The sequence below is a fragment of the Micromonospora sp. RTGN7 genome, from assembly GCF_033804645.1.
GTDB lineage: Bacteria > Actinomycetota > Actinomycetes > Mycobacteriales > Micromonosporaceae > Micromonospora.
Genome location: NZ_JAPZLF010000011.1, coordinates 33709 through 54989, shown reverse-complemented (window position 1 = coordinate 54989; position 21281 = coordinate 33709). Strand labels below are relative to the sequence as shown.

The following is a 21281-nucleotide window of genomic DNA, read 5'->3' as shown; positions in this document are numbered from 1 at the left end:
GCGGAGTCCCGCAGTCGCGAACGAAAGGCAGGCTCAGCCTTCATGATCACCAGACTGCTCGTGGCCAACCGGGGCGAGATCGCCCGGCGGGTCCTCGCCACCTGCCGCATCCTGGGCGTCGAGACGGTGGCCGTGCACTCCGACGCCGACGCGGACGCGCCGTTCGTCGCCGAGGCCGACCAGGCCGTGCGCCTGCCGGGGAACACCCCCGCCGAGACGTACCTGCGGATCGAGCTGATCCTCGACGCGGCCCGGAAGTCCGGCGCGGACGCCGTGCATCCGGGTTACGGCTTCCTCGCGGAGAACGCCGAGTTCGCGGCGGCGGTGACCGACGCGGGGTTGACCTGGGTGGGCCCGCCGGCCAAGGCCATCGCCGCGATGGGCGACAAGCTGGCGGCGAAGGCGCTGCTGGCCGACGCGGGCGTGCCGATGCTGCCCACCTGGACCGAAGCCGACGAGATCACCGACTTTCCGGTGCTGGTGAAGGCGTCCGCCGGGGGCGGCGGCCGGGGCATGCGGATCGTCTCCGAACCCGCCGGCCTGGCCGAGGCCGTGGCGAGTGCCCGGCGGGAGGCGGCCGGCGCGTTCGGCGACGACACGGTCTTCATCGAGCGGTACGTCGAGCGGGGCCGCCACGTCGAGGTGCAGGTCTTCGGCGACACCCACGGCACGATCGTGGCCCTCGGCGAGCGGGACTGCTCGATCCAGCGCCGCCATCAGAAGATCGTCGAGGAGGCCCCGGCGCTCCTGCCCGACGGGGTACGCGAGCGGCTGCACGCCGCGGCGGTCGCCGCCGCCCGGGCGGTCGACTACGTCGGCGCGGGAACGGTCGAGTTCCTGCTCGCGCCCGACGGGGCCTTCTTCTTCCTGGAGATGAACACCCGCCTCCAGGTGGAGCACCCGGTCACCGAGGCGGTCACCGGCCTGGACCTGGTCCGGCTGCAACTGCTCGTCGCCGAGGGCCAGCCGCTGCCGTTGGCGGCCACCCCGCCGACCACCGGTCATGCGATCGAGGTGCGGCTCTGCGCCGAGAACCCGGCGGAGGGCTTCCGCCCCGCCACTGGCACCCTGCACCGGTTCGCCGTCCACGGCGTCGCGGGCGAGTTCACCCCGACCCGGGGCCTGCGCCTCGATTCGGGCGTGGTCGACGGCTCCACGGTCGGCGTGCACTACGACTCGATGTTGGCAAAGCTGATCGCCTGGGCCCCGACCCGGGTGGAGGCGGCCCGCGCGCTCGCGGCGGCCCTGGCCCGCGCCGAGCTGCACGGGGTGACCACGAACCGGGACCTGCTGGTCCGGGTGCTGCGCAGCCCCTCCTTCGCCGCCGCCGAGGTGGACACCGGCTTCCTCGAACGACACGACGAGGTGTTCGCCCCGCTGCTGCCGCCCGACGGGGTGCCGCTGGCCGCCCTGGCCGCCGCGCTCGCCTCGGCGGCGGCCCGCCGGTTGGCGGCCCCGGTGCTCGCCGGGCTCCCCTCGGGCTGGCGCAACGTGCCAGCATTTCCGCAGGTCACCCGGTTCATCGGCCCGGACGGCGAGGTCGAGGTGCAATACCGGTTGGACCGCGCGGGCACACTCGCCGAGTGGTCGACGCACCCGGTGGCCGGGGACGCCACCGGCGACGACGCCCCGGCCGTCACCCTCGTCGGGGCCACCCCGGACCGGGTGACGCTCGACGTTGACGGGGTGCGGCGGGCTTTCCGCGTACACCGGGTGGGGTCGGCGGTCTTCGTGGACGGCCCGGACGGGGCGGCGAGCCTGGCCGAGTTGCCGCGCTTCCCGCTGCCCACCGTGGAGCTGGCCGCCGGTTCGCTGCTCGCGCCGCTGCCCGGCTCGGTGACCCGGGTGCACGTCGAGGTCGGTCAGCGGGTCGCCGCCGGTGACCTGCTGCTGACCCTGGAGGCGATGAAGCTGGAACATCCCGTGCTCGCCCCGACCGACGGCGTGGTCGCCGAGCTGCCGGTGCCGGCCGGCGGCCAGGTCGACACCGGGGCCGTGCTGGCCGTGGTCAACCCCGAGGAGGACCCCCGATGAACTTCGACCTCACCCCCGAGCAGGACCAGCTCCGCGACGCCGTCCGGGCGCTGGGCCGCAAGTACGGCCACGGCTACTTCGTCGAAAAGGCCAGGGCCGGCGAGCACACCACCGAGCTGTGGGACGACGCCGGCCGGCTCGGCTACCTCGGCGTCAACATCCCCACCGAGTACGGCGGCGGGGGCGGCGGCATCACCGAGCTGGCCATCGTCTGCGAGGAACTGGCCGCCGCCGGCTGCCCGCTGCTGCTGCTCGTCGTCTCCCCCGCCATCGTCGCCACCGTCATCGCGAAACACGGCACCGATGACCAGCGCGAGCGTTTCCTGCCCGGGATGGCCGACGGCTCGCTCAAGGTGGTCTTCGCGATCACCGAGCCGGAGGCCGGCTCGAACTTCCACCGGCTCGGCACGGTGGCCCGCCGCGACGGCGACGACTGGGTGCTGTCGGGCCGCAAGTGCTACATCTCCGGGGTCGACGAGGCGCAGTACGTGCTGGTGGTGGCCCGCACCGAGGACGCGTCCACCGGCAAGCTCAAGCCGGCCCTGTTCGTGGTGCCGACCGACGCGCCCGGCCTGACCCACTCCAAGCTGGACATGGAGATCGTCTCCCCGGAGAACCAGTTCCTGCTCTACCTGGACGACGTGCGGCTGCCCGCCGACGCGCTGGTCGGCGAGTCACTGGACGCCGGCCTGCCCGCGCTGTTCGCCGGGCTGAACCCGGAGCGGATCACGGTGGCCGCGATGGGCGCCGGCACCGGCCGGTACGCCATCGAGCGGGCCAGCGACTACACCGCCACCCGCAAGGTCTGGGGCGGCCGGAGCATCGGCTCGCATCAGGGGGTGTCGCATCCGCTCGCGCACGCGGCGGTGCAGGTGGAACTGGCCCGCCTGATGATCTACAAGGCGGCCACGCTGTACGACGCGGGGCGGGACCTGGAGGCGGGGGTCGCCGGAAACATGGCGAAGTACGCGGCCGGGGAGGCGGCGGCGTTGGCGGTGGACACGGCGGTGCAGGCGCTGGGCGGGGCAGGGATGACGACGGAGTACGGGGTGGCGACGTTGTTGGGGGCGGTTCGGGCGGGGCGGATCGCGCCGGTGAGCCGGGAGATGATCCTGAATTTTGTGGCGCAGCACGTGCTGGGGCAGGACAAGTCGTACTGAGGCCCTTGCAACGGACTGTAAATCCGTCGCGAAAGCTCCGAAGTTCGAATCCTTCACTCGCCACCAGGTGCGAAAACGGCCCCTGACCAGCAGAGATGCTGATCGGGGGCTCTTGTCGTTGATCTAGCGGAGTCCGGCTGAGTCCAGGCGATCACGACTGGTTGTGGGCAGCCCTCAGACCAAAGTGCCGAACCGGCCATCCTTCACACCATTGACGAAGCTGCTCCACAAACTCGCGGGAAAGCACAGCACAGGGCCCTGCCGATCCTTACTGTCGCGGACCAGGATGCTGGGCAGGTTGTCAGCCATCTCAATACAGCTACCCGAAGAGCCAGAGCGGGTGCTCTTCTTCCACTCTGCGCGGGACACGTCCATGCCCACCTCTTCCTACGCGGCCAACTCCTGAGCGATCGCACGAAGCGTATCCCGAGTGTCCGCAGGTGAGAGAGCCAGAGCACACAGCTGCTCGAACGCCGTGGTGTACGCGGCCACCTCCGCCGGTCGCTCCAGGTAGAGCGCCCCCGTCAGGGTGTCCATGTAGACCAGCCGATCGTCGGCGGCGTCCGGGTACGGCGCGGGCATGTGCGGGAAGTCGAGGATCGTGAAGCTGCCGTCGAACCCGGTGCCCGCTCCGAACGGTAGGAGTTGGATCTGAAGGCGCGTACGCGTGGAGTTCTCGATGAGATTGGTGATCTGCGCCTGCAGCACCGCCGGTCCTCCGACCGCGCGGCGAACCGCACCCTCGTCGAGGACCACCCGCAGCACCGGCTGATCGTCGCCGCCGAGGATGGCTTGCCGCTCCATCCGCAGCGCGACTTGTCGTTCCACCTCCTCGTCGCGCATCGCCACGGGTGCGCCCCGGAAGACGGCGCGGGCGTAGTCCTCAGTCTGGAGCAGACCGTGCACCATCTGGCACTCGTAGATCCGCATGGCGGAAACTTCTGATTCCAACCCGACGTAGGTCCCGAACCAGTCGGGCAGCACGTCGCTGTACCGCTGCCACCAGCCACGCTGCCGCGCCTGCCGGGCGACCGCGATCACGGCTTCGGCCTGGTTGCCGTCCACGCCGTACAGATTCAGCAGCGCCCGTACGTCATTGGGGTGTGGTCGGACCTCGGCCGTCTCGATGCGACTGAGCCAGCTCGCATCGTGGTCGACCCGCCGGGCCGCTTCCGCCGACGTGATGCCGGCCCGGTCGCGGAGCTGCCGCAGGGTCATCGCCAGTCGGCGGCGTCTGACAGTGGGGCTCTGACGTGGGGGCATGCAGTCATCTTGCCACCCTTTCAAAGAGAATTCCGTTCGCAACACGCCGAACGAAATCCGTAACTCGCACATTGCGGATTACAGGTGGGCATGGCACGGTGTTGCTGGGTGTGGTGGTCGGATGACCGTGAGTGGCCCGACTGCCACGCCCCCTCACCGAGGAGGCATCGATGCGCAGACGCATCACCTACGCCCAGTACCTGACCGCCATCGCGATCACCCTGACCCGCCGGCACAAGCCGGTCTGGTCGTGGATCCGCTGGCGGTACGTCTGCAAGTGCGGCAATGAGCTGCCCTGCCGAAAACGGCACAAGGTGCCCGTCAGTCAGGACCACTGGCCGGGTGAGGAGCGGTGACCGCCCACGGCCCCGTCCTGCCCCTCTGGCTCTGCGCCGGCTGCGCCGCCCCTTGGCCCTGCGCCGTCCGCCGCCACGAACTGCTGACCGAGTACGCGTCCGCGCCACTCGCCCTGGCCGTCCACCTCGGCTCGTACCTCAACGCCGCCTCCCAGGACATGAGCTGGGCACCGCCGGCCGCCCTCGAACGCAGGTTCCTCGGGTGGCTGCCGTGACCGAGTTCCGCGCCGGGATGGTCTTCCAGATCACCAGTGCGGCGAGCGTGCAGTTCGTCAAGCCGATCTTCTTCCGCCTGATCAAGGTCCGCGAGGACTGGATCACCTACCACGGTTGGATCTGGCTGCACGGCTACGAGCTGGACGCCAACGGCGAGGCCGCCGCGCAGCGCACCATCTTCGTACAGTTGGCGGGCCTGATCGTGCAGAACCCCCCGCCCGCCCCCGCACGCCGCCCGGCCCGCCGCCCGAAGAAGCCCACATCGGCCCCGCGCGCCTAGTGTCGGACTCGGCTGGCGGCGAGGTAGCAGCAGCGCCCTCGCTCTCCGCAGCCCATCTGCGCCTACCGCACCCCGCCGGGACGAGAACGGCCACGCCCTGCAGGTCAAGCGGGACGGGCAGGTCGTGGCTGACGCCAGCATCGGCGACCCGGTTGATGGGGTCTGGTGTTGTGTTGGCCCGAGTTTCACGGAACCCGGCACGGTCAGCGGACCCACCACCGCTGCCGGTGTAGTACCGCGTCCTGGCACCGCCTGCCGCACCCACCACGCTGCAAGCCACGCTCGACGGCGATCCGACTCCCACCTGGGGCAACACGGAGAGTAGTCGATCTAGCGCGATAGGGGGTTTACGCTAACGCTCCGTAGTTACAAACCCGGGCGTCAAATGTAAGTTTGAGGCTTGATGCTTTAGATTGCCCCCGGGGTAGGGGCTAGACTTTAAATCACAGTGTTGAAATTAAAGTTTTCAGAGGGTGGCTTACAATCTGTGGATCTTAAGGCGTTCGCTTCGTCTCCCGTCGGCGTCCTGGTGCCGATCAACGGCCATGACGGTCGGTACGACGAGCCCTACGATCATAAGGCGTTCCTGCCACACCCCCTGCCCAGCCAGGTCGACCTCGAGCAAGAGACCTTCCGAGACCTGACTGCGGCGACGGCGGCGATCGCGAGGCTTGATCAGGCGGCCACCCAACTCCCCAACCCCATGCTCCTGGCGCGACCAGCGATCCGGCGCGAGGCTGTCAGCACCTCCGCCCTCGAAGGCACCTACGCCGCCTTGGATGACGTGCTTGAGGCCGATTTCCTACAGACAGGGGAAATCTCGGCACCAGTTGCCGAGGTGGTGAACTACGTCCGCGCCGCCGAGATGGCCTACGAGTGGATCAAGGAGCGCCCGATCACTGTCGGCATGCTCCGGCAACTGCAGAAAGTCCTCGTAGAGGGGACCCGTGGGGACACGGCAGATGCTGGCGACGTCAGGAGCGTCCAGGTCTTCATCGGTCTTAGCTCCGGCCGGGTCAAGGAAGCTCGCTTCGTCCCACCGCCACCGGGAGACCAGTTGGTGGCGGGGCTTGAAGCATGGGAGAGCTGGATCAACGCCAAGGATGACTTCCCGCTTATTGCAAAGATGGCGCTTGGCCACTACCAGTTTGAGACGTTGCATCCGTTCAATGATGGAAATGGACGGCTTGGGCGGTTGGTCTGCGTACTTCAACTGGCCGTACAAGGCGAGTTGCGAGTGCCCGTTTTGAACCTCTCTCCCTGGCTTGAGGTGCGGAGGCGGGAGTATCAGGACCATCTTCTTGGCATCAGCATGACGGGCAATTTCGACCCGTGGATCAGGTTCTTCGCAGAGGCAATACGAGCCCAGGCCGTGCTGGCCGTTGAGCGCATCGATGCTCTTCTCGATTGGAAGGAGCACGCGCTTGAACGGCTCAGGGCCGCGAACGTTCGTGGAGTGGCCGTCCGGATCGTGGAAGATCTGATCGGTTACCCGATGATCACGCCGACGACCGCCTCTCAGATGTACAGCGTCTCCTACCCGGCCGTGAATACCGCCATCCGTCGGCTAGAAGGCCTGGGAATCTTGCAGGAGCGGACCGGGCGCCGCTACGCCCGCGTCTTCGCAGCCAGGGACGTGCTTCGAATCATCGACCACCGGTAGTTCATGCCGGCTGGACCTCTGGCTGGCCTCCGGGGAGGACCGGCTGGTCGCCAGCCGCTGCGGGAGCTGACCCGCTTCCAGCCGCTGCTGGCACCGCTCGACCTGATCGCGACGGTCGTCACCGCCGACGCGTTACACGCTCAGCGCGAGCACGCCCGCTGGCTGACCGAGACCAAGCAGGCCGGTTACGCTCAACGCCGCCACCCAGGACATGAACTGGGTCCCGCCGGCCGCCCTCGAACGCCGCTTCCTGGGCTGGCTGAGGTGATCGAGTTCCGCGCCGGGATGATCTTCCACGTCACACCCGGGCGGCAAGCCCCCAGTTCATGCAGCCGATCTTCTTCCGGCTGATCCGGGTACGCACGGACTGGATCACCTACGACCGCTGGATCTGGCTCGACGGCTACCAGCTCGACGCCAAGGGCGAGGCCGTGGCGCAACGGACGATCTTCGTACAGCCGGCGGGGCTGGTCATCCAGCCGGAGCCGCCCATCGTGCCAGCCGGTCCGACACCACCTGGCCGGCAGAGAGCGCGCCGTACGACCGCACCGGCCGTCCGCCCGCAAAGCCCCGCGAAGAGTTCCCGTTCCACATGACGGCCACCGACGCGGCCCCGGGTCGCGCGCGGTGGCATCGGCCGGGAACACCCCCGAGAGCGCGCCCCGGCACAGGTTCAGCGGATCCGCCTACGCCATGGCGTCAGGGCGACGGCGAGGAGGAGACACGTCATGCCGAGCAGGGCGAGCGGACGGAGAGCGACGTAGGTGTAGGCACCCCAGATCGCAGGCGGGGGCTCAGTGGCGGGCATCGTGCTGCGGGCGTACAGCACCTCGGCGGTGGTCGCGACCGTTGTCGGGAGCAACAGCACCAGCCCCAGCACGCCGATCACACGCGCGAGGACCTGCCTCGCCCGCGCACCCCGGGACCGCTCGGCGACCCGCACGCCGAGCAGCCAACCCGCCACGAGGTCGGCCACCCCACCGGCCACGGTCAGCGGCGGTACGGGTGTCGGCTCGCCGCGACCGAATTCCACACCGAGCTGACTGTCGGCTTCGGCGGGGCGCCCGCCGCCACGAAGCCGAGGATCACTGTCGCCGTGAAGGCGATGGATCCTGCCGCTTCCATGCCTGACCCTCGATCCCCCTCGACCTGACCATTGTCGATCTATACGATCCCCCTGTCGAAGATCGTCGATCGCCTGCCTCGGTGGGCCCGTCGGAGGTGAGTCCCCTGCGCCGCTTAACGCAGATCCTGGTCACTGCCATGGTTTCCTCTCTGGCCATAGTCCTGTCCGCCGCACCGGCACACGCCGCCGCCCAGGTCAGGGTGTCTGTGCCCAGTGGGCTCCCGCTGAACATCCGTAACGCCCCGGCATTGAGCGGGGCGGTGACCGGCAGCCTCGCCAACGGCACCGTCGTCACCATCACCTGCTACGTCCGAGGAGATGCCGTCGAGGGCATCGGCGGTGTCACCAACGTCTGGGACCAGCTCTCGGGCGGCGGGTGGGTCACCGACGCCTTCCTGGAGACCGGATCGAACGCGCCCGTCGTCCCGCTCTGCGGGAGCTCCGCCCAGTTCAAGCTGCCGTTCCCCGCCGGGCGTGCTTACACGATCACCCAGGCGGCGGGCAGCAGCTTCTCCCACAACGATGCCTACAACCGGCACGCCATCGACTTCGGCATGCCTGTTGGCGTGCCGATCCTCGCGTCCGCTGCGGGCACCATCCGCTTCGAGGGCTGGGCGACCGGCGGCGGCGGGATCATGGCACTCGTCGACCACGGCAACAACCGATGCTCGCAGTACGCACACCTGAGTGCCACCATCATCAATATCGGTAACCGCGTAGCCCAGGGGCAGCGGATCGGAACATCCGGGGCGACCGGCAACGTAACCGGCCCTCACCTGCACTGGAACATCGTCAACTGCGACTCGCAGACCAGCCGCGAGATCCCCAACAGCGTCGAGGTTGGCACCAGGTACGTGGTGGGTAGCGCTCCGGTCAGCAAGAACGGCTGACCGGAGCCGCCGAAGGAGTCCGAGCAGAACGTCGGTGGCCGCCAGCCTGGTGGCCACCGACGTCTGGTGCGGGCTCCTTCACTGTGCCGTCCACGCAGGTCGGGACAGCGATCGCCGGATGGTTAGCGCAGCTCCTGGATGCGGATCAGGTTGCCCGCCGGGTCGCGGAAGGCGCAGTCGCGGGTCCCGTACGGCTGCTCGGTCGGCTCCTGGACGACCTCGGCGTCGCCGGCCTGCAGCTTCTCGAAGGTGCCGTCGAGATCGGGGGTGGCCAGCATGATCCAGCCGTACGTGCCCTTGGCCATCATCTCGGCGATGGTGCGGCGCTCGTCGTCGGTGATGCCGGGGTCGGTGGCCGGCGGGGCCAGCAGGATGGACGTGCCGGGCTGGCCGGCGGGGCCGACCGTGATCCAGCGCATCTTGCCGCTTCCGACGTCGTTGCGGACCTCGAAGCCGAGGATGTCGCGGTAGAAGGCCAGGGAGGCGTCCGGGTCGACGTGCGGCAGGAAGGTCGTGTGAATGGCGATGTCCATGGCAATCAGGCTAGGTGCGGCGCCGTGACCTGCGCTTCTCGATTCCTGATCGGTCTGGTCACCTGTTTCGCCAGGCACGACGGCATCCCCGCCGTCACGGCTGCCGCCTGGCGACGGTAGACGCTGGGCGGCACGCCGACCAGCTCGGTGAAGCGGGTGCTGAAGGTGCCCAGCGACGAGCAGCCGACCGCGAAGCAGACCTCGGTGACGCTCAGATCGCCGCGTCGCAGCAGCGCCATCGCGCGCTCGATCCGCCGGGTCATCAGATAGCTGTACGGCGACTCACCGTAGGCGAGCCGGAACTCGCGGCTGAGGTGCCCGGCCGAGATGTGCGCCCCACGGGCCAGCGCCTCGACGTCCAGCGGCTGCGTGTACTCCCGGTCGATCCGGTCGCGAACGCGGCGCAGCCGCGCGAGGTCGAGCAGGTGCTGCGCGGCGGTGGGTCTGCTGGTCACCTACCCGATCGTGCCACGTCCCACCGTGCGCTGCCCAGCGCGGCGGTCAGCCCGTCGCCCGGCACGCCGCGTCGATGCGGTGCAGCGGGCGGACCCGGCGTCCCAGCCCCTCCAGCAGCGAGTCCTCCACATGGAAGTCGTGCACCCGCAGCCGGTGCCGGGGCAGCTCCTCCTCGCTCGGGCAGAGCACCTGCGCCTTCACCTGGTCGATCGGCACGTACCGGACGCCGCCCTGTTCCTGGAGCAGCACCATGTTCACGTCGTCGACGACGACCACGTGGCCGCGCACGTCCTCCGTCGCGCCGGACTCGGTCTGCACGGTACTGACGGTCAGCGGCAGCACCGGCGTGCTGATCACCGGCAGCGCCGCCCAGACCAGCATGACCAGCACGGCCACTTCGGTGGCCGAGGCCAGCGGCCGGATCACCGCCCCGGGCAGCGGCCCGGCGATGCCGAGCGCGAGCACCGGTGGGACGATGAGCAGCGTCATGACCAGCAATTCCCCCTGCTGCCTGGCGTCCAGCAGGGTCGGCGTCAGCAGGAACAGGTAACCGCAGAACAGGGCCGCGACGATCAGCACCCGGGCCACCACCAGGTCGTGCAGCCGTTCGGGGCGGAGTTGGAACGCGGCGGCGAGGCCCGGCAGCAGCAGCGGCAGGTAGAGCAGCGGCCAGGTGATCAGGGCGAGCAGGAAGCTGGCCACCACGAACCAGGCCGGGGTGATGTCCGCCCAGCGGGCGAAGAGCGGGCGGCGGTACCCGGGCAGCCGGTCCACGCTGACCCCGAGGACCGCGCCGAGGGCGAAGACCGCGACCAGGCCCGTGGCGAGCAGGCGGGCGGCCGTGGTGAGGAAGCCGGCGAGCAGGTTGACCGGCCCTACGTTGGCGACCAGCAGCAGGGTGGTCTGGAGCTCCCCGCCGGCCTCCACGCCGAGCCGGAGCACCGAGAACACGGCGGGCACGGCCACCACCGCCGTCCAGAAGGACTGACTGGCCCGGGCCCGCCGCTCGTCCAGGTGCCGCGCCGCGGGTGGCCGGGACGTCGGGTTGCCGGCGTCCATGTCGTCGTCGGTGACGGGCGGGGCGGTCACTACCGGGGCGCCTTGTCGTCGAAGTCCACCAGCTCCGGCACCTTCAGCGGCGGGGGCTGGACCTTGGGCGCCCGCAGCCACGGCCCGAGGGTCTGGTGGTACGCGGTGAGCCAGGGGCTGCTCAGCCCCTTCCGCCCCTGCTGGTAGCTCTTGTCGAGGAAGAACGCGACGAGGTCGCGCAGCGCCGGGTCGCTGATCGGCACCCCGACGCCGATCTGCTCGCTGGTGCCGAAGGGCATGTCGACGATCGTGAAGTCCTTCGGGTGCTTGGAGAGAAAGCCGGCGAGGATCGTTTCGTCGGAGCTCACCGCGTCGTAGCGCCCCTGGAGGATGCCCTCGATGCAGTCGCCGACCTCCTTGACCACGAACACCCTGATCTGGTGCCTGCCCAGCTCGGCCTCGGTGGTCGAGCCGCCGCTGGTGCAGACCTTGTAACGGGGGTCGCGCAGGTCCTCGATGGTGTGGATGGTGTCCTTGTGCCGGGTCGGGATCATCGCCTCCTGGGTGGTCACCAGGTACGGCCCGGCGAAGCTGACCAGCTTCTCGCGCTCCTCGGTCATCGAGAAGGTGGCGACCACCAGGTCGACCGCCCCGCCCTGGAGGGCGGGAATGCGGTCCTCCGTGGCCACCGACACCCACTCGATACGCCTGTCGCCCTCGTAGCCGAGCTGGGCGGCGATGTACCGGGCGATCTCCACGTCGAACCCGCTGTAGGTGCCGCTGTGCAGCTCGCCCATCAGCGGGCCGGTGGTGGAAACGCCGATCTTCAACGTCGGCTGGCCGTAGATGTGCGTCTTGCGCAGCTTCTCCTTCACGGAAGGGAGCTGCGGCTCCTGCCGGCTGTCGCAACCGGCGGCAGCGGCGAGGGTAAGGGTCAGCGCGACCGCCAGGGTGGTGGCGACGGAGCGGACCCGGGACCGGGTGAGGAACTGATTCATCGGTGACCTCGCTGACCGGTGCATCTGCGGGATACCGAGGGTAGCGGCTACCGTCCATTCCGGTGATCACCCAACCGGTCGGGCCCGGGGGTACGGCGAGCGCCCGATCACCCGCCGACCCCCGGGTGTCGTCACCGGACGGTCAGTGAGCCGACCACCGGCAGCGGGGCGAGGACCGGGGGCAGCCGCTTCGGCTCGCCCCGCGCCGGGGCGGCCCGGCGGGTCAGGTCGCTCTTGGACGTCGGAGTCCGCTCGACCGCCGCCGTCGCGGGCAGCTCCACGAAGGGCTGGGCGTCACCGACGCAGACCGTGCCCTTGGCCGGGAGCGTCCCCTTGATCAGGTACGCGTCGATCGCGCCGGTCGCGCACGCCGAGGTGCCGTACGCGGTGTGCCCCCAGCTGTCGCTGCTGAGCAGCCGGCTGTTCGGCAGCAGCGCCGCCGAGCTGACCGCGCCCCGGTAGTTGGTCGCCGGGTCCCAGTAGTTGCCGACCACCAGCACCGGGGCGCTGGTGCGCTTGTTGAACGGCCCGGTGTAGGCATCCTCGTCACGGACCGTCCAGGTGTTGCGGGCGCACGGCGCGGTGCCCCAGGCCCAGGCCCGGCCGAAGTACGGTGCCCGCTTGTCCTCCTTGGCGGCCAGCGCCGGCCAGGCCCCGGCGTCCTTCGGGTGGTACGCGTCGGTGCAGTCCACCGTCAGGAACGTCTCCAGCCCGTTGTTGTACGGGAAGTCGTACCCGCGTCGGATCTGCTGGCGGGCGGCGGCGGCGCGGGCGGCGATCGTCGTGCGGGCCTCGGCCCGGCGGGCCGGCGTGGCCGCCGCGGGGTCGGTGAGGACCAGCATCTCGACGGTGATCGCGACGATGTCCTCGGAGCCGTACGGGCTGTAGAGGGCGTTCAACGCGGCGCCGACGAAGTCGGCGTAGCCGACCGTGAACGTCTCACCGGTGTCCGGGTCGTCGATCACCACCGGCTTCTTGCGCAGCCGCTTGGTCACCAGCTCGAACGAGGCGAGCGGGTCGCCGGCCGCCAATGGGCAGGCCACCTTGCCGGCCCTGTCGCAGCGCACCAGGATCTCGCGCAGCGCCGCGTACGCGCCGTCGGCGCTGCGCAGCCGGGTCTCCTGGAGCTGGTTGCGCGCCTTGCCCTGGCCGACCCACGCGTTCGGGTCGAGCACGCCGTCGATGACCAGCGCGCGGACCCGGTCGGGGAACATGTTGGCGTAGTACTGGCCGAGCGCGCTGCCGTAGCTGAAGCCGGCGTAGGTCAGCTTCTTGTCACCGACCGCCCGGCGCAGCACGTCCATGTCCCGGGCGACCTCGGCGGTGGACATCGCGCCGGTCAACGGCTTGCCGGTGGTGGAGCACCCCTTGCCGACCGCCTTCGACGCGGCGACGTACGCCTTCTCCTCGGCCTTCGTCCTCGGGAAGGCGACGTTCAGCCCGGCGTACGCCTTGGTCTGCTCCTTGACCGAGGGGAAGCACTTGACGTTCTCGCTGGCGGCGACGCCGCGCGGGTCGACACCGACGATGTCGAACCGGTCCAGCAGGTCGTCGCCGAGGAAGTACGACGCGGCGAGCGCGATGTCCGTTCCGGACCCGCCGGGGCCACCCGGGTTGACGAAGAGGCTGCCGATCCGGCGCTGCTGGTCGCGCGCCTTGACTCGCAGCAGCGCCACCTCGGTGGTGGCACCGGTGGGCTGGTCGTAGTCGCGGGGGAGCTGGACGGTGGCACACTCGGCGTGGCCGTAGCAGGCGTACCAGTCGAGTTTCGGAGTCGGCACGCGGTCGACCCGGCGGGCCTCGGCGGGGTCGGTCCGGTCCGACGTGGACAGGCGGCCCCAGCTTGCGGTGGTCGGCGCGGCGCCGGCGGGCGCGACGGCCGTTGCGGCGAGGATGATGCCGGCTATTCCTGCTGCGGCCAGGGACCGGGTTCTACGGGGCATGCGGATGCCTTCCGGTGGGGAACGGGACGCGTCGGGGAAACCTCGACCCCCGTCACTCTAGGGACCGAACCCAACGAATACCGCCCGGAAAATACCTAGGAAAGGGTCATTTCTCCGACTCAGGTAACACGTTGCTCGTGGCCGACGCTTCTTCTGCCCCACCGGCTCGCGGATCGACGGGCCGGCGCGGTTGACACGCGCGGCGGCTTCGCCATCCTTGACGGGTGACCCGATTCCCTCGGCCCGACGCGCGCGCCGCGGCCGCCGCCGCCTCGGTTGCGGCACTCGCCCTCCTGGTGACGCTGCTCTGGTGGCGTCCGCGCGGCATCCTGGCGGTGGTGCTCGCCCTGCTCTGCGTCCTGCTGGTGATGATCGCCGGGGTGGCGGTGACGGAGGTGCGGCAGCGCCGCGAGGAGGCCCGCGAACGCTCGGTCGACGGGCCGACGGAGTGGCCGGCCCAGCGGGTCGCCGGGCTGGGCAATGTCGACGCCGACACGCTGGAGGCGATGGACAGCCGGGCCACGCTGCGGGCGGTCCAGGAACGCCGTGGGGGCGCGGGCAGGGTCAGCGGCCGGTGAGGGTCGGCTCGTAGAGCCGGTCTACGCCGCGCCCCGCCAGGCAACGGTACGTCCGGTCGGTGGTCGACCCGTCCGGCGGCAGCACCTCGAGGTGCCAGCCACTGGTGTACGCGATTCCGCTGGTCAACCGGAACGTGACCGGGTTGCAGACCCCGAGCACGGCCGGATCGGCCTTGACCCGGTCGTGCCCGACGCCGACCAGGCTGGCCGGCAACTCGCCCGCGGCGTAGGTCTCCCAGGTGTGCCGGCCGTCGCAGGGCAGTCGCTGGGCCTCCGCCAGGAGGCCCCGTACCCGCACCGGCCCGAAGCACTCCAGTTCGGCGACGCACCGCGCACCGGTCGGCAGCTTGGTAACGCCCGGCGAAACCGACACGCAACCCGGCAGCGCACCCCAGCCTCGGGGCACCGACGTGGCAGCCCCGCTGGCGACCGGCGTGGACGTCAGGGCGGCCGGCGCACCACCCGCCACCCAGGCACCGGCGCTGGCCGACGCGGCCAGCGCGAGCACCCCGGCCCCGCCGAGGAACCAGCGCCGCCGCCACCGCCGGCCGGACGTCGTCGGCATGGTCGGGTGGTCGTCCTCCACCGGAGGACGCGGACGGGGCCGGGCCGGCTGGGCGGTGCCGTACAGGCCGCCGGAGGTGGAAGGGCTGCCGGTGGTGGCGCCCGTCGATCCGGACGGGCCGCCCGAGGACGGGCCGCCGGAGACGGGCGCGCCGCTGACCGGCGCGCTGAGCGGATCCAGGGGCAGGGCGGCGAGCATGCCACGCAGCTCCACTGCGGACGGGCGGGCCCGCGGGTCGTTCACCATGCCCGCCCGGAGCACGTCGACCAGTTCCTCCGGAACCCCGGGCAGGCCGCGGATCGGCTGGTGGAACATCTCCAGCACGGTGACCAGGCTGGGGCTGCGCTCGGACTGCCAGCGGGGCGGCCGGCCGTGCATCACGGCGTAGAGGGTGGCGCAGAGCGAGTACACGTCCACCGCGGGCGACGGCGGGCTGTGGTTGAACATCTCCGGCGGCGCGTACGCGGGGGTGAGCACCTCCAGGGTCACCGACGCGTCGCGCGCCTCGGCCAGCACGGCGAGCCCGAAGTCGGCCAGCACCGCCGGGTTGAACTGCGAGTAGAGGATGTTCGCCGGCTTGACGTCGCGGTGCAGCACCCCGTTGGCGTGCGAGTGGGCCAGCGCGTCGGCGATCTTCACGCCCAGGTCGCGGGTCTCCGCCGGGCCCAGAGGCGAGGTGCGCATCCGCTCGGCGTACGACCCGTCGCACAGCTCCATGATCAGGTAGGGGTGCTGGTCGACGGTGACCCCGACGTCGAAGAGGTCCACCACGTGCGGGTGGGAGGACATCCTCCCCGCCGCCCGCGCCTCACGCAGGAACCGGGCCTGATCCCGATCGTTGTCCAGGGTGCGGTTCTCCACCTTGACCGCGACCTCGCGCCCCACCGAGATCTGGGTGGCCCGGTAGACGGTGGCGTAACCACCCCGGGCGAAAACCTCCAAATCGGTCATCCCAGGCACAATGGGCAACCGTCGGGCGCCGGGCGGGGTGTCGGTCACGGCTTCGAAAATACCCAATCGGCCCGGGGGCTCAACGGTCCGCGCCAGCGGCCGGGACGACGCCGGCCGGCGCACCCGGGCCGTCCGCGTTCGACGGTGTCGGCGACGCCCGGCGGGCGTCCCACCAGAGGGCCACGGCCGTGGCGACCGCGCCCAGGCCCTCCCAGAGCGCGACCGTGAAGAACCGGCCCGGCGCGATGTCCGCCAGCACCGCGATGGTGAAGACGGTGAAGGTGACCAGCCGGAAGAAGACGGTGAAGCGGTAGAACGGCCGCCACTCGGTGGCGGTGGCCAGCAGGTAGTAGACCCCCATGTTGAACGACGCCATGGAGGACGCGGTCATGAAGGTGCCGGTGTAGTCGCCGGTGGCCCGACTCTGCGGCACCTCGAAGCCCAGCATCCGCAGCTGGGTCTCCGGCCAGAGCAGACCGACCGCGCCCATCAGCAGGGCCAGGATTCCGAAGATCCCGATCGTCCAGCCGGCACTGGAGCGCGGCAACCTCATGACGTCCTCCCCCAGGGCCCGGCACGGTCACGCAGGGGACCGTCGTTCGGAAGGACACCGTAGCCGGTGCTGCCCGTGCCCGCATCGGCGGAACCGGCAGACTGACCGTCCCGCCCGCCGGCCGCCCGGTGGGAAGGAGCGTTCCCGCACGTCAACGGCGGAAGGGGCCGCCGCCCTACCCCTGGCCCCGGAGACGGACCCGCAACGCGTCCGCCACCAGGCGCTCGCTGCGCTGCTCCGTCGCGTACGCCAGGCGGACTGCCTCCTCGGCGCTCGCCAACGCCTCGACGGGACGACCGCAGGCGGCCAGCGTCTCGGCCAGCACGCTCGCCGCGACCACCTGGCTGCGCACGTCCTCCGCCGGGACGGCGACCGCCCGGCGCGCCCAGTCCAGGGCCTGCTCGTGCTGGCCGTGGGCGAGCAGCGCGGACGCGTACCGGGCCATGGTCTGGCGGCGGGAGAACAGCAGCGACGGCGTGTTCGCCGCCCCGGTGGCCACCGGGGCGAGCAGCCCCACCGCGGTGGCGGAGTCGCCGGCAGCCAGCCGGGCGGTGGCCAGCAGCACCCGGGGGCCCACCTGCGCGGGCGCCTGCGGGTTGTGCGGCTCGACGGCGGTCAGCACCGCCCGCGCCGCCTGCTCGGCGGTCTCGCAGTCGCCCATGTCCAGCGCCACGAAACCGCGCAGGGTGCCGGCCATCCCGGTGAGCAGCGGGTGCGAGGTCCGCTCGGCGTACGACATCGCGTCGGCGAGCAGGTCGGCGGCGTGCTCCGGCTCGGCCAGCCCACGGGCGACCACCGCGCGCACCACCAGGGCAAAGCCCCGCCCCCAGTCGTCGGAGACCGCGGCGAAGTCCCGGTACGCCCGCCGGGCCGCCCGGTCGGCCTCGGCGATCTCGCCCAGCTCCGCGCCGGCGAACGCCTCGACCGCCCGCAACGTGCCGACGGCCCACGCCTCGCCGACCCGCTCACCGAAGGGCAGGAAGACCCGCGCGAGCCGGCACGCCTCCCCCAGCCGGCCGGCGAGCAACCGGGCGAACGCGGTGGTGCCACGCAGCCAGGCCCGCCCGTACGGGTCCTTCAGCTCGGCGAAGAGCCGGGCGGCCCGGCCGAGCACCGCGTCGGTGCCGGCGAAGTCGCCCCGGGTCGTGGTCACCCAGGCCAGGTTCTGCAACGACCATGCCTGCCCGCGCCGGTCCTGCGCGGTCAGGCTGACCTGGTACGACGCCGCGAGCTGGCTACTCGCCTGACCCAGCCGGCCGGCCACGAAGTCGGCCATGCCCAGCCGACGCATCGCCGAGGCGCGCAGGGCCGGCAGCTCGCCTGCGGAGGCCACCTGCAACGCCTCCTGCCAGCAGGCCACGGCCCGAGTCTGGTCGCCGAGGGTCTGGTGGGCCTGCCCGGCGAGCAGCAACGCACTCGTCCGGGTGTCCGCCTCGTCCCCGGCGTTGGCGGCGATCTTCTCCGCGTAGGCGAGCGCGTCGGCCGGCCGACCGACCTGGAGCAGCGCGCGGGCGTGCACCAACCGGTCGGTCGCCGGCAGCCCGCCCCGGGCCAGCTCGACGACGCGTTCGGCGTATTCGACGGCGGCGGCCGGCTCCCCGGCCTGCAACGAGCGGCGGGCGGCCCGGCCCAGCGCGGTCACGCCCAGACCGACGACGGTGCGGGCCGGCGCGTCCGGGCGCAGCTTGACCGCGTCGGCGAGCGCGGCGGCCCGCTCCACGTGCTCGGCGACGAACGCGTCCCGGGCGGCGTCGGTGAACCCGCCCGGGGCGACCGGCTCACCGGGCCCGCCGGGGGCGGCCCACCGGGCCAACGCCGCGTGCCGCTCGGCCAGCTCGGCCTTGCTCACCCCGGAGTACGCGGCCTCCCGCATCAGCGGGGTGGCGAAGGCGAACCCGGAGCGGACCCGGTGCAGCATCCGGCGTTGCAGCAGCTCCTCCACGGCCCGGTCGAGCTCCACGGCGACCACGGCGGCCGGCCGGCCGTCCCGCCCGGCGCGCTGCTCGCGCAGCGCCTCCAGGGTGCTCTCCGGAACGGTGTCGCCGACCACGGCGGCGTCGCGCAGCACGGATCGGGCGTCCGGCGGCAGGGCGTCGATGCGGGCGGCGAGCACGGCGGCGAGGTCCCGGGAGAGCAGCCTGCTGCCCAGCGAGCCGGGCGCCAGCCGCCAGCCGGCGTTGCCCGGGGCGGCCCGGTCGGCCACGGCGGTCAGCGCGCCCCGCTCCATCAGCAGGGTGACCAGCTCGGCGAGGTAGAACGGGTTGCCCTGGGCGGTGGCCAGGAGCCGATCGGTGTCGGGCTGCGGCAGCTTCCCGCCGCCGAGGTAGCTGGTGAGCAGCCGGGCGGCGTCGGCGCCGCGCAACGGCGGCAGGGCGTGCACCTCGGCGTCCGCCACCCGGGTCAGCGCACCGGCGGTACGCACCAGCTCGGGGCGGCCGAGCAGCAGCACCAGCACCGGGCCGGTGATCCGGGACAGGGCCACCCCGAGCGAACGGATGGTCTCACCGGTGGCGTCGTGCAGGTCGTCGACGATGACCACCAGCGGCGCCTCGGCGGCCAGGGCGCTGACCAGGTCGGCCACCGTGTTCGGCACGACGTCGGCGTCGGCGGCCGGCTGGGCCGTACCCCACTCGTTCTGGTCGCTCGGGCTCACGGCGGGCAGGTCCGCGTAGCCGAGCAGGGCCAGGAGTTGGTCGGCGGCGACCGGTGCGAGGCCCTCGTGGAGCCGGCCGAGGCGCTGGTTGAGCCGGCGTAGCCGCTCCTCCACGGCCGGCCGGGTCAGCGCGGTGGCCGAATCGTTGGGCAGGCCGACGGCGGCCCGGACCAGGTCGGCCAGGGGCGCCAGCCGGCGGCGCTCGCCGAACGCGGCGCAGCGCACCGAGAGCACCCGGGCGCCGGTGTGCGTGGCGTACCGGCCGGCACCGACGTCGTAGCCGGCGGCGAGGCGTTCCACCTCGGCGGAGAACCGGGACTTGCCGATCCCCGCCTCGGCGGTCATCAGCAGCACCCGGGGCTCGCCCCGGTCGATCACCTCGGCGAGCCGGCCGGCCACCCGGCCGATCTCGGTCTCCCGGCCGACGAAGGGCGCCTCGTCGCCGAGGCCCGACCGGGTGCCCGGCGCGTCGAGGAGACCGAGCAGCTCGTACGCCTCGACCGGCTCGCGCTTGCCCTTGAGCCGCAGCGGGCGCAGCGCCCGCCAGGACGCCACGTGCCGGGTGGCCGACGACGTGCGTCCCCCCGCGTAGACGGCGCCGACGGCGGCGGCGTCGGCCAGCCGGGCGGCGGTGTTCACCGTGTCGCCGATGACCGTGTACTCGATCGCCGCCTGGATGCCGGCGATCACGTCGCCGGTGTTCAGCCCGACCCGCAGGCCGAGCGGCGCGCCGCCGCCCCGCTCGTCGTCGAGCACCCGGCGCACCGCCCGCTGCATGGACAGCGCGGCGCGGACGGCCCGTTCGGCATCGTCCTCGTGGGCGACGGGGGCGCCGAAGACCGCCATGATGCCGTCGCCGGTCAGCTTGTCGACGTGCCCCCCGAAGGTCTTCACCGCCCCGGCGAGGGAGGCGAGCACCCGGTCGGTGACCGCGCCGACCCGCTCCGGGTCGAGGTCCTCCGACCAGGAGGTGAAGTCGGACAGGTCGCCGAAGAGCACGGTGACCACCCGCCGCTCGGCGCTCGGCAGGCCGGCGGCGGCCGGCAGGGCGGCCCCGCAGTTGTGGCAGAACCGCGCCCCCGGTACGGCCAGCGTGCCGCAGACCGGGCAGGTCACGGCCGCTCCGTCCCGGCCGGGGCGACCCCCAGGTACTCCAGTTGGGCGCGGACCGACAACTCGGCCGCCCACCACAGGGAGCGGTCAACGTCGGCGTAGACCCGCGCCACCACCTCGGGTGCGGTGGTGGCGCCCTCGGCGACCGCCTGCCGGACCTGGTCGAGCCGGGCGCGGCGGTGGGCGAGGTAGAAGTCGGCGGCGGCGCCGCAGTCGGCCAGCGCCGGGCCGTGGCCCGGAAGCGCCAGCACCCCCTGGTACGTCGAGAGCAGCCCCAGGCTGGTCAGGTAGTCCCCGAGGTGGCCGTCGGGGTGGGCGACGACGGTGGTGCCCCGGCCCAGGATGGTGTCGCCGGTGAGCACCACCCGCTCGCCGCCACACTCGACGAGGAAGCAGACCGAGTCAGCGGTGTGCCCCGGGGCGGGCAGCAGTCGGATGGTGAGGCCGGCCTGGTCGAGGCCGGCCTGGTCGAGGCCGCTGCCCGGGTCGAGCGGCGGGCCGCCGTGACCGTGGCCCGGTTCGAGCGGCGGGCCGCCGTGACTGTGGGCCGGGTCGAGCGGCGGGCCGCCGTGACTGTGGGCCGGGTCGACGGCCCGCACGGGTACCCCGCCGAGCAGCTCGCGCAGCCGGGCCGAGCCGTCGGTGTGGTCCGGGTGCCCGTGGGTGATCAGCACAGTGGCGACCGGCCCGTGCGCCGCGATCGCGGCCAGGTGCCCTTCGTCGGCCGGCCCGGGGTCGACCACCAGGGCCGGCTCACCGGGCCCGGCCCGCAGCACCCAGGTGTTGGTGCCGTCGAGCGTCATCGGCCCCGGGTTCGGCGCCCGCACCAACGTCACCCACCCCGGCAACTCCCCCGCCACAGCCCCCACGGCCCCCCTGATGTGCCCGGTCATGCCAGCGATCGTACGACCCCGCCCGCCA

The 21281-nt window shown here is 71.9% G+C and carries 21 protein-coding genes and 1 pseudogene; 10 read left to right on the top strand and 12 right to left on the bottom strand.

The features are described 5' to 3' along the window. Positions 1-42: 42 nt before the first annotated feature. Positions 43-2034 carry a biotin carboxylase N-terminal domain-containing protein gene (locus SNR22_RS17930; RefSeq protein ID WP_320067745.1) on the top strand — a complete coding sequence of 664 codons (1992 nt, stop codon included), beginning with the start codon at positions 43-45 and terminating at the stop codon, positions 2032-2034. After that, complete coding sequence (locus SNR22_RS17925) at positions 2031-3194, top strand: acyl-CoA dehydrogenase (RefSeq protein ID WP_320067744.1); 1164 nt, start codon at positions 2031-2033, stop codon at positions 3192-3194. The genes SNR22_RS17930 and SNR22_RS17925 overlap by 4 nt, the downstream gene beginning before the upstream one ends. Before the next feature lie 174 nt (positions 3195-3368). Here SNR22_RS17925 and SNR22_RS17920 read toward each other — a convergent pair whose 3' ends face one another. Next, positions 3369-3569, bottom strand: coding sequence for a DUF397 domain-containing protein (locus SNR22_RS17920; RefSeq protein ID WP_320067743.1), 201 nt, complete (start codon positions 3567-3569; stop codon positions 3369-3371). A gap of 12 nt (positions 3570-3581) precedes the next feature. Next, positions 3582-4457, bottom strand: coding sequence for a helix-turn-helix transcriptional regulator (locus tag SNR22_RS17915; RefSeq protein ID WP_320067742.1), 876 nt, complete (start codon positions 4455-4457; stop codon positions 3582-3584). 170 nt (positions 4458-4627) lie between these two features. On the opposite strand from SNR22_RS17915, the gene SNR22_RS17910 reads away from it, so the two are divergent. From SNR22_RS17910 to SNR22_RS17885, 6 genes and pseudogenes are all read left to right on the top strand, one after another. After that, positions 4628-4813, top strand: a complete 186-nt coding sequence (locus SNR22_RS17910) for a hypothetical protein (RefSeq protein WP_320067741.1) — start codon at positions 4628-4630, stop codon at positions 4811-4813. Next, positions 4810-5028 carry a hypothetical protein gene (locus SNR22_RS17905; RefSeq protein ID WP_320067740.1) on the top strand — a complete coding sequence of 73 codons (219 nt, stop codon included), beginning with the start codon at positions 4810-4812 and terminating at the stop codon, positions 5026-5028. The genes SNR22_RS17910 and SNR22_RS17905 overlap by 4 nt, the downstream gene beginning before the upstream one ends. Beyond that, positions 5016-5309 carry a hypothetical protein gene (locus tag SNR22_RS17900; protein ID WP_413775655.1) on the top strand — a complete coding sequence of 98 codons (294 nt, stop codon included), beginning with the start codon at positions 5016-5018 and terminating at the stop codon, positions 5307-5309. The genes SNR22_RS17905 and SNR22_RS17900 overlap by 13 nt, the downstream gene beginning before the upstream one ends. Before the next feature lie 487 nt (positions 5310-5796). Beyond that, the gene (locus SNR22_RS17895; RefSeq protein WP_320067739.1) at positions 5797-6972 is read left to right on the top strand and encodes a Fic family protein; all 1176 of its coding nucleotides are present in this window, start codon (positions 5797-5799) and stop codon (positions 6970-6972) included. A gap of 63 nt (positions 6973-7035) precedes the next feature. Next, positions 7036-7143 (top strand): annotated as a pseudogene (locus SNR22_RS17890) (DDE transposase family protein); the annotation flags it as partial. Positions 7144-7298: 155 nt separating this feature from the next. Further along, positions 7299-7568, top strand: coding sequence for a hypothetical protein (locus tag SNR22_RS17885; RefSeq protein ID WP_320067738.1), 270 nt, complete (start codon positions 7299-7301; stop codon positions 7566-7568). A gap of 77 nt (positions 7569-7645) precedes the next feature. Here the strand turns inward: SNR22_RS17885 and SNR22_RS17880 are convergent, their stop codons facing one another. Next, positions 7646-8005, bottom strand: a complete 360-nt coding sequence (locus SNR22_RS17880; RefSeq protein WP_320067737.1) for a hypothetical protein — start codon at positions 8003-8005, stop codon at positions 7646-7648. Between the two features lie 299 nt (positions 8006-8304). Between SNR22_RS17880 and SNR22_RS17875 the strand changes: the two genes are divergently transcribed. Beyond that, positions 8305-8988, top strand: coding sequence for a peptidoglycan DD-metalloendopeptidase family protein (locus tag SNR22_RS17875; protein ID WP_320067736.1), 684 nt, complete (start codon positions 8305-8307; stop codon positions 8986-8988). A gap of 122 nt (positions 8989-9110) precedes the next feature. Here SNR22_RS17875 and SNR22_RS17870 read toward each other — a convergent pair whose 3' ends face one another. The 5 genes from SNR22_RS17870 to SNR22_RS17850 all read right to left on the bottom strand — a co-directional run bounded on the left by SNR22_RS17870 (position 9111) and on the right by SNR22_RS17850 (position 13947). After that, positions 9111-9521: a VOC family protein gene (locus tag SNR22_RS17870; RefSeq protein ID WP_320067735.1), complete on the bottom strand. Its 411-nt coding sequence runs from the start codon at positions 9519-9521 to the stop codon at positions 9111-9113. A gap of 5 nt (positions 9522-9526) precedes the next feature. Next, positions 9527-9976 carry a helix-turn-helix transcriptional regulator gene (locus SNR22_RS17865; RefSeq protein WP_320067734.1) on the bottom strand — a complete coding sequence of 150 codons (450 nt, stop codon included), beginning with the start codon at positions 9974-9976 and terminating at the stop codon, positions 9527-9529. 46 nt (positions 9977-10022) lie between these two features. Continuing rightward, positions 10023-11066, bottom strand: coding sequence for a hypothetical protein (locus SNR22_RS17860; RefSeq protein WP_320067733.1), 1044 nt, complete (start codon positions 11064-11066; stop codon positions 10023-10025). After that, positions 11066-12004, bottom strand: a complete 939-nt coding sequence (locus tag SNR22_RS17855; RefSeq protein ID WP_320067732.1) for a transporter substrate-binding domain-containing protein — start codon at positions 12002-12004, stop codon at positions 11066-11068. The genes SNR22_RS17860 and SNR22_RS17855 overlap by 1 nt, the downstream gene beginning before the upstream one ends. 131 nt (positions 12005-12135) lie before the next feature. Continuing rightward, positions 12136-13947 carry an alpha/beta hydrolase gene (locus SNR22_RS17850; RefSeq protein WP_320067731.1) on the bottom strand — a complete coding sequence of 604 codons (1812 nt, stop codon included), beginning with the start codon at positions 13945-13947 and terminating at the stop codon, positions 12136-12138. Between the two features lie 224 nt (positions 13948-14171). Here SNR22_RS17850 and SNR22_RS17845 point away from each other — a divergent pair, with 224 nt between their 5' ends. After that, on the top strand, positions 14172-14525 hold the full coding sequence (locus SNR22_RS17845; RefSeq protein WP_320067730.1) for a hypothetical protein: 354 nt from the start codon (positions 14172-14174) through the stop codon (positions 14523-14525). Here the strand turns inward: SNR22_RS17845 and SNR22_RS17840 are convergent. From SNR22_RS17840 to SNR22_RS17825, 4 genes are all read right to left on the bottom strand, one after another. Next, positions 14512-16089 (bottom strand): serine/threonine-protein kinase, encoded by a 1578-nt coding sequence (locus SNR22_RS17840; RefSeq protein ID WP_320067729.1) that lies wholly within the window; start codon positions 16087-16089, stop codon positions 14512-14514. The genes SNR22_RS17845 and SNR22_RS17840 overlap by 14 nt on opposite strands. 31 nt (positions 16090-16120) lie before the next feature. Further along, complete coding sequence (locus SNR22_RS17835; protein WP_320067728.1) at positions 16121-16594, bottom strand: hypothetical protein; 474 nt, start codon at positions 16592-16594, stop codon at positions 16121-16123. A 175-nt stretch (positions 16595-16769) separates the two neighbouring features. Continuing rightward, a complete protein-coding gene (locus tag SNR22_RS17830) occupies positions 16770-20363 on the bottom strand; it encodes an adenylate/guanylate cyclase domain-containing protein (RefSeq protein WP_320067727.1) in 3594 nt (1197 codons plus the stop codon). Further along, a complete protein-coding gene (locus tag SNR22_RS17825) occupies positions 20360-21253 on the bottom strand; it encodes an MBL fold metallo-hydrolase (protein ID WP_320067726.1) in 894 nt (297 codons plus the stop codon). The genes SNR22_RS17830 and SNR22_RS17825 overlap by 4 nt, the downstream gene beginning before the upstream one ends. Positions 21254-21281 lie beyond the last annotated feature (28 nt).

What these genes read in the sequence shown, in the direction of transcription:
- SNR22_RS17930 (WP_320067745.1), top strand. Translation starts at nt 43, where the DNA reads ATGATCACCAGACTGCTCGTGGCCAACCGGGGCGAGATCGCCCGGCGG.
- SNR22_RS17925 (WP_320067744.1), top strand. Translation starts at nt 2,031, where the DNA reads ATGAACTTCGACCTCACCCCCGAGCAGGACCAGCTCCGCGACGCCGTC.
- SNR22_RS17920 (WP_320067743.1), bottom strand. Translation starts at nt 3,569, where the DNA reads ATGGACGTGTCCCGCGCAGAGTGGAAGAAGAGCACCCGCTCTGGCTCT.
- SNR22_RS17915 (WP_320067742.1), bottom strand. Translation starts at nt 4,457, where the DNA reads ATGCCCCCACGTCAGAGCCCCACTGTCAGACGCCGCCGACTGGCGATG.
- SNR22_RS17910 (WP_320067741.1), top strand. Translation starts at nt 4,628, where the DNA reads ATGCGCAGACGCATCACCTACGCCCAGTACCTGACCGCCATCGCGATC.
- SNR22_RS17885 (WP_320067738.1), top strand. Translation starts at nt 7,299, where the DNA reads ATGCAGCCGATCTTCTTCCGGCTGATCCGGGTACGCACGGACTGGATC.
- SNR22_RS17870 (WP_320067735.1), bottom strand. Translation starts at nt 9,521, where the DNA reads ATGGACATCGCCATTCACACGACCTTCCTGCCGCACGTCGACCCGGAC.
- SNR22_RS17855 (WP_320067732.1), bottom strand. Translation starts at nt 12,004, where the DNA reads ATGAATCAGTTCCTCACCCGGTCCCGGGTCCGCTCCGTCGCCACCACC.
- SNR22_RS17850 (WP_320067731.1), bottom strand. Translation starts at nt 13,947, where the DNA reads ATGCCCCGTAGAACCCGGTCCCTGGCCGCAGCAGGAATAGCCGGCATC.
- SNR22_RS17835 (WP_320067728.1), bottom strand. Translation starts at nt 16,594, where the DNA reads ATGAGGTTGCCGCGCTCCAGTGCCGGCTGGACGATCGGGATCTTCGGA.
- SNR22_RS17825 (WP_320067726.1), bottom strand. Translation starts at nt 21,253, where the DNA reads ATGACCGGGCACATCAGGGGGGCCGTGGGGGCTGTGGCGGGGGAGTTG.